The sequence below is a fragment of the Apilactobacillus zhangqiuensis genome (assembly GCF_019656215.1).
Classification (GTDB): domain Bacteria; phylum Bacillota; class Bacilli; order Lactobacillales; family Lactobacillaceae; genus Apilactobacillus; species Apilactobacillus zhangqiuensis.
In genome coordinates this window covers 218,153-225,193 of the sequence record NZ_BPLK01000005.1, presented here as the reverse complement: position 1 = coordinate 225,193, position 7,041 = coordinate 218,153, and the positions used below count along the sequence as shown (strand labels likewise).

At 36.3% G+C, this 7,041-nt stretch carries 6 protein-coding genes and 4 tRNA genes; 9 read left to right on the top strand and 1 reads right to left on the bottom strand.

All coding sequences use genetic code 11. The features are described from left to right. Positions 1 to 3: 3 nt before the first annotated feature. From K5Q07_RS06555 to K5Q07_RS06525, 7 genes are all read left to right on the top strand, one after another. Positions 4 to 76, top strand: a tRNA-Asn gene (locus K5Q07_RS06555). 62 nt (positions 77 to 138) lie between these two features. Beyond that, positions 139 to 211, top strand: a tRNA-Thr gene (locus K5Q07_RS06550). 131 nt (positions 212 to 342) lie between these two features. After that, on the top strand, positions 343 to 1,965 hold the full coding sequence (locus tag K5Q07_RS06545) for a peptide MFS transporter (protein ID WP_220730214.1): 1,623 nt from the start codon (positions 343 to 345) through the stop codon (positions 1,963 to 1,965). A gap of 168 nt (positions 1,966 to 2,133) precedes the next feature. Next, positions 2,134 to 2,216 (top strand) — tRNA-Tyr (locus tag K5Q07_RS06540). 7 nt (positions 2,217 to 2,223) lie between these two features. Next, positions 2,224 to 2,295, top strand: a tRNA-Gln gene (locus K5Q07_RS06535). 81 nt (positions 2,296 to 2,376) lie between these two features. After that, positions 2,377 to 3,153 (top strand): pyrroline-5-carboxylate reductase, encoded by a 777-nt coding sequence (gene proC, locus K5Q07_RS06530; RefSeq protein WP_220730213.1) that lies wholly within the window; start codon positions 2,377 to 2,379, stop codon positions 3,151 to 3,153. A gap of 21 nt (positions 3,154 to 3,174) precedes the next feature. After that, positions 3,175 to 3,894: a GntR family transcriptional regulator gene (locus K5Q07_RS06525; RefSeq protein WP_220730212.1), complete on the top strand. Its 720-nt coding sequence runs from the start codon at positions 3,175 to 3,177 to the stop codon at positions 3,892 to 3,894. On the opposite strand, the gene K5Q07_RS06520 is transcribed toward K5Q07_RS06525, so the two are convergent. Further along, positions 3,891 to 4,631 carry a WecB/TagA/CpsF family glycosyltransferase gene (locus K5Q07_RS06520; protein WP_220730211.1) on the bottom strand — a complete coding sequence of 247 codons (741 nt, stop codon included), beginning with the start codon at positions 4,629 to 4,631 and terminating at the stop codon, positions 3,891 to 3,893. The two genes, K5Q07_RS06525 and K5Q07_RS06520, sit on opposite strands and share 4 nt — an antisense overlap. 98 nt (positions 4,632 to 4,729) lie before the next feature. On the opposite strand from K5Q07_RS06520, the gene K5Q07_RS06515 reads away from it, so the two are divergent. Further along, on the top strand, positions 4,730 to 6,202 hold the full coding sequence (locus K5Q07_RS06515) for a nicotinate phosphoribosyltransferase (protein WP_220730210.1): 1,473 nt from the start codon (positions 4,730 to 4,732) through the stop codon (positions 6,200 to 6,202). Further along, positions 6,202 to 7,029 carry an NAD(+) synthase gene (nadE, locus tag K5Q07_RS06510; protein ID WP_220730209.1) on the top strand — a complete coding sequence of 276 codons (828 nt, stop codon included), beginning with the start codon at positions 6,202 to 6,204 and terminating at the stop codon, positions 7,027 to 7,029. The genes K5Q07_RS06515 and nadE overlap by 1 nt, the downstream gene beginning before the upstream one ends. Positions 7,030 to 7,041: the final 12 nt, after the last annotated feature.

Sequence of the window (7,041 nt, the reverse complement as noted above, 5' to 3'; positions counted from 1 at the left end):
TATTCCGAATTAGCTCAGTTGGTAGAGCACCTGACTGTTAATCAGGTTGTCGTCAGTTCGAGTCTGACATTCGGAGTATATAAAAAGGTGCTAACATTTGTTAGCACCTTTCTTGTATATTAAAATATACATAACCTTGCCGGCTTAGCTCAGTTGGTAGAGCATCGGTATCGTAAACCGGCGGTCACAGGTTCAAGTCCTGCAGCCGGCATAAATTAACTAGGATCTAAAGTCCTAGTTTTTTTATTTTCAAAGGATTAAATTTTGGTAAAATTGATAAAATTTTAATCAGAGAGTATAATTACCGTTGCTATGATTTTTAATTGTTTGGAGGAGTATTAATTGGATAAAATTGATAACGATAATCAATCAAAGGGTCTAATTTCATTAACTTTGACTGAGTCTCTAGAAAGATTTAGTTATTATGGTATGCAAGCAATCCTTTTGTACTACATGTACTATTCATTAAGTAGGGGTGGACTTGGTTTCAAGCCATCTACAGCTGCATCATTGTTTGCAATCTATGGATCACTAAGTTACCTATCTGCTGCTTGTGGAGGTTACATTAGTGATAGGATTTTAGGGGGAAAGAGAACCGTTTCCCTGGGTGCCGTTTTAATTATTTTAGGTCAGTTAATCTTAACGATTCCACTCCATAATACAATTTGGTTGTTATTTATATCTCTTGTATTTTTAACAGTGGGGACCGGATTATTAAAGCCAACAATCACAACGATGGTTGGTAACCTATATGATGAACGGTATAACACCAGAGCATATCGTTTTACCATTTTCCTTTCTGGAGTTAATATTGGGGCTTTCTTAGCACCAATCATTATCGGTTATATTGGTGTGCACGTTAATTTCCATCTTGGATTTTTAATCGGTGCAATTTCAATGGCAATCGGGCTTGCTATATTTGAAAGACATACCAAGGATTATAACCAAAACAACAGTATTTATACCTTAAATCCAATTGAACCCTACGAAATTAGAAAACTACTTGATCGAGTTATGTTATTCGTTGTTTCAATCTCATTAGTGTTTCTACTAATGTATGTTTTTGATGCATTGAATCTTGAAAATATCATTACATTATTGAGTGCCATCACCATTGTAATTCCATTCATTTACTTCTTTGTAATCATTAGCAGTAATCATACTTCTCAAAAAGAAAGAAAAGGAATGGTAGTGTACGTTATCCTATTCATTTGTGCTTCATTCTTCTGGGGAGTAGAAGAACAAGGACCAATCGTTTTAGCGATGATGGCCAGTGGTAGTACAGATAACGATTTCTATGTATGGAAATACGCCGTTTTAGCGTTTTTTATCGTTGTTTCATTGATTATTGGTTACTTCGTTCATAAAAAGAGTAATAGTGCCTTATTAAGAGCATTTACAGCCGTAATTATATTGTTCTTTATCTTACTAGGCATTTTTCATAATGGTGATTTCCACGTTCACATTTCAAGAACATGGTATCAAGCTATCAATCCATTATTTATATTGATATTTACACCATTATTCGCTAAGTATTGGCATCATAAAGAAAGTAATGCCTTAAAATCATTCCCATTAGGTGTGATTTTAGCAAGTATTGGTTGTTTAATTCTATTTATACCAATCAAATTCCTAGCTGGTAGTGAAGTTAATCCATTATGGATCATTGCGACAGTTGGAATGGTTTGTTTAGGAGAAATGCTAATCTATCCTGTTGGATTATCAGTAACATACCGTTTAGCTCCTAAGAACTTCCTTTCACAAATGATGGGGGTATGGTACTTATCTGCAGCGACTGGACAAGCTATCAACTCTCAAGTAGTTAAATACTTCTCTGTAGATAATGTTAACTACTTCTTGGTACTAGGAAGCATTGGAATTGTTTTATCAATTGTTATGGTAATCTTATTACACCAAGTTCTACGTGATTTGCACATCAGTAGAAAATTTAAAAAAAGTGCTTAAAAAGTGTTGACTTAAACCGCGATTTTCGATATTATATTATTTGTTGATTGGTTGAGACATACCAATCACATCGCAGTTTTAACACTTGCGATTAGGTAAAAAAAGTCATTGACAAGCACCTATGATTTTGATATCATATTTCTTGTTGATTACATTTTATATCTTTTCGGAGGGGTAGCGAAGTCTGGCTAAACGCGGCGGACTGTAAATCCGCTCCTTCGGGTTCGGTGGTTCGAATCCACTCCCCTCCATTCTTATTGGGCTATAGCCAAGTGGTAAGGCAACGGGTTTTGATCCCGTGATGCGCTGGTTCGAACCCAGCTAGCCCAACTACTTGAAATGACTAACTTTTATAGTTAGTCATTTTTTTTATGTTATAATAAACACATCATTTTTGTTCTGGAGGTTGCTATGAAAATAGGTTTTATTGGTGTTGGAGCAATGGCAAAGGCAATGATCAAAGGATATATCAATTCTGGCAAAGTTAATGCTAGTGATATTTTCGTTCATGCTCCACATAAAGAAAAATATCAAGAATTCGCAAATACTACAGGTATTAACTGCAGTAACAGTAATCAAGAAGTAGCACAAAGTAGTGACATGGTTATTTTGTCAACTGGTCCAAAACAAGTTGTTGATGCCTTAAAGGACATTAGAGAAAATCTAGATGGTAAGATTCTTGCCTCAATTGCATGGCAAATTTCTTTGGAACGTCTAGAAGAATTAACTAGTTACAATCAACCAATTATTCGTTTAATTCCAAACGTTAACGTCGAAGTTAATGAAGGAATGTTAATCTACAAGGCCAACGAAAACCTAGTCGATCAAAGACTAACAGATACAGTTAAGAATCTAGAATTACTAGGTAAGATGATTGAGGTACCCGAAGACAAGTTCGATGTGTCAGGTTCTTTAATGGGCTGTACTCCAGCTTATGCATATTTATTTGCAGATATCTTTAGTAGAAGTGCAGTTAATCACGGACTAGATAAGCAAACAGCAACTCAATTGGCAGTACAAGCCATTCTAGGTTCTATGAAGATGATTGAAAAATCAGATAAGTCACCAACTGATTTAATCGACGATGTTTGTTCCCCAGCGGGCGGAACTATCAAGGGATTATTAGCATTGAAGAAGAGTGGCTTTGAAAAGTCCGTAATCGATTGTTTCGATGCAACACAAGAATAGTAATGAAGGGATAGTGAAATAATGGCTTTGCCAATTTATATCCAAATTCATAATGAAATTAAAAAGAATATCGAAGAGGGAAAATGGAAATTAGGTAGTCGAATTCCTTCAGAAAGACAACTATCGACCGAATTCAACGTTAGTCGAATGACCTTAAGACAAGCAATTCAAACACTTGTTGATGAGGGTATCTTGGATCAACGCGTTGGTTCAGGTACATACGTTTCCAATGAAAAGGTTCAAGAAAAGATGTCGGGGGTTACTAGTTTTACTGACATCATGTTGGCTCAAGGCAAACTTCCTGCTAGCAAGACCATTTCGTATCACACACTAGAACCATCACTAAGTGAAATTGAAAAATTAAACATTTCTCAAAACGACAAGGTATTGAGAATGGAACGTATTCGTTACGGTGATGGCGTACCAATTTGTTTTGAAATCGCGACAGTTCCCGAAAAGATTATTGATGGGTTAAGTAAAGACGATGTAACCGATTCATTCTATGCATCATTGAAAGAAAAGAAGAACCTAGTACCGAAAGTATCAAGACAAAACATATCAGCAACACTTGCATCTGAAAGAATTGCTGAATACTTAGACATTAAAAAAGGGGATGCCATTCTGTTATTAAGACAGGTGACATCACTACAAAATGGCCAACCATTTGAATACGTCCGTACCCAATACGTGGGCGAAAGATTCGAATTTTATCTAGATAGTAAAAAAAGTACATTCGACTAAAGTCGATGTACTTTTTTATTTTTCTTTTGTTTCTTTACCAAACGAATGAACTTAGGCAATGCTAACATGCGTTTGAAACGAGTAGGTTCCTTGATTAAACGATATAACCATTCAATGTGATGATTGATCCAAAATTGTGGTGCACGTTGTACGTGACCTGATAAAACATCAAAGCTACCACCAAGTCCAATCCATAATCCATCGTTAACATGGCGATGTTTTTCAATGAAGTACTCTTGCTTAGGGAAACCTAAGGCAACAAATACCATATCAGGCTTATTTTGCTTGATTTCAGTGGCAATTTCATCACTATCGGTAAAATACCCGTCATGGTAGCCAGAAACGATTAAATCTGGGTATTTTTGCGGTATAATCGTTTTCAAATCAGCGATTACTTCTGGTTTAGCACCTAAAAAGTATGCAGATTTATGATTTTGATTACCCCAGGCCAATAAGTCCAATAGGATGTCGTAGCCGGTAATTCGTTCTGACATGTCAGAACCTAAGATATTGGCTCCCATCACGATACCAATTCCATCAGCAACCAGGTAGTCTGATTTCTTAATTGTTTCAGTGTATTTTTGATTGTTTAAAGCATGAACAACGATTTCGGGATTGGCAGTTACGACAAAGGTATTTTCGCGATTGTCGATCCTTTGCTTGGTATTTTCCATGAAATCATTGAACGAACTGTTTAAAAAATCAAAACCTAAAATATTAACAGTTTTATTTTCCATTGCAATACCTTCAAATAAATTATTATGATTATTTCTTTAATTAATGATAAAATAAAAGACAATAAAATGCGACAAGTATTAGGAGGATTTCATAAAAAATGTCAAATGAATTTGATAATTTAACATTACATACTGATGCATATGAAATCAATATGATGCAAACTTACTTCCAAGCAGGTTTGCAAAATCGTCGAGCTGTATTCGAAGTTTACTTTAGAAAAATGCCATTCGAAAATGGTTTCGCCATTTTTGCTGGTTTGGAAAAAGTAATTAATTATATTAAAGATATCAACTTTACTGATGATGATATTGAGTTCTTACGTTCTCAAGACGAATATACCGAAGAATTTTTGGAATATCTACGTAACTTCAAATTTACTGGATCAATCCGTTCTTTGGTCGAAGGTGAATTGGTATTCAATAACGAACCAATGATTCAAGTTGAAGGAAATGTTTGTGAATGCCAATTGATTGAAACAGCAATCTTAAACATCGTTAACTATCAAACACTGATTGCTACCAAGGCTGCTAGAATTAGAATGGCAGCAGGGGATGATCCATTACTAGAATTTGGTAGCCGTCGTGCTCAAGAAACTGCTGCGGCCATCTGGGGAACCAGAGCTGCATACATTGGTGGATTTAATGCCACATCAAATGTTTTAGCAGGTAAGAACTTCAACATTCCAATCAGTGGGACTCATGCGCATTCATTAGTTGAACTATTCCAAGATGATTACAAAGCGTTTAAGGCTTATGCACAAAGTCATCGTGAATGTGTTTTCCTAGTCGACACATTTGATACCTTAAAGAGTGGTGTTCCTAACGCCATCAAGGTTGCCAATGAAATGGGTGACAAGATTCATTTTGCTGGTGTTCGTATCGATTCTGGTGATATGGCATACCTATCAAAACGTGTCCGTGAAATGCTAGATGATGCTGGATATCCAGATGCCAAGATTTTTGCCTCAAACGACTTGGATGAAAAGACCATCACTAGTTTGAAGATGCAAGATGCTAAAATTGATGTTTGGGGAATTGGTACCAAACTAATTACAGCATTCGATCAACCAGCACTAGGTGCTGTTTATAAGATGGTATCCGTTGAAAATGATGACGGTGAAATGGTTGATACCATTAAGTTATCTAACAATGCTGAAAAGGTATCTACACCTGGTAAGAAACAGGTATGGAGAATTACTGAAAGAGAAGATGGTAAATCAGAAGGAGACTACATCACATTGGATGACGAAAATCCAAATGATGATGATAGTCTATACATGTTCCATCCTCAATACACATACATTAACAAGACATTGACTGATTTTGATGCTAGACCTTTACTAAAGGATATCTACAAAGACGGTGAACTAGTTTATGAACAACCAGAATTAGCCGACATCAAACGTTATTCAGAAGATGTATTGTCATCACTATGGCCTGAGTACAAACGTGAGTTAAACCCACAAGAATATCCAGTTGATTTATCAACCAAATGTTGGAACAACAAGATGAGCATTATCAAAGATGTTCACGATAAAATCAAAAATAAGCAAGACAAGGGTGAATTGTAATGAGAGAAAAGCAAGCAGAAATCATTGATGCATTAAAGGTAAAACCATCAATTGATCCAAAAGAAGAAATCAGAAAAAGTGTTGACTTCCTAAAGAGCTACCTAAAGAAGAATACATTCTTGAAGACCTTAGTTCTAGGAATTTCGGGAGGCCAAGATTCTACTTTGACTGGTAAGTTAGCACAAATCGCCATTAACGAAATGCGCGAAGAAACTAATGATGATGAATATAAGTTTATTGCCATTAGATTACCTTATGGCACTCAAGCTGATGAATCAGATGCAATGGATTCAATTGATTTCATCGAAGCTGATAAGACCATTCGTGTGGATATCAAACCAGCTGCTGATGATGCCGTTGCTTCTGTTGAAGCCGATGGGATGGAAATTTCTGACTTTAACAAAGGAAACATCAAGGCAAGACAAAGAATGATTGCCCAATACGCAATCGCTGGTCAAACTCACGGTGCCGTTTTAGGAACCGATCATGCTGCCGAAGCCGTAACTGGTTTTTACACTAAGTTTGGTGACGGAGCTGCCGATATCACTCCACTATGGCGTCTAGACAAGCGCCAAGGAAAGGCCATGTTAGCCGAATTAGATGCACCTAAGCACTTATACGAAAAGACTCCAACTGCTGACCTAGAAGATAATCGCCCAGCTTTACCTGATGAAGTTGCATTAGGCGTAACTTACGACGACATCGATAACTACCTAGAAGGCAGAGAAGTTTCAAAAGATGCTGCAGAAAAGATTGAAAACTGGTATATTAAAACAGAACATAAACGTCATCTACCAATTACTATTTACGATGACTTTTGGAAGTAAGAAGGGAATTTT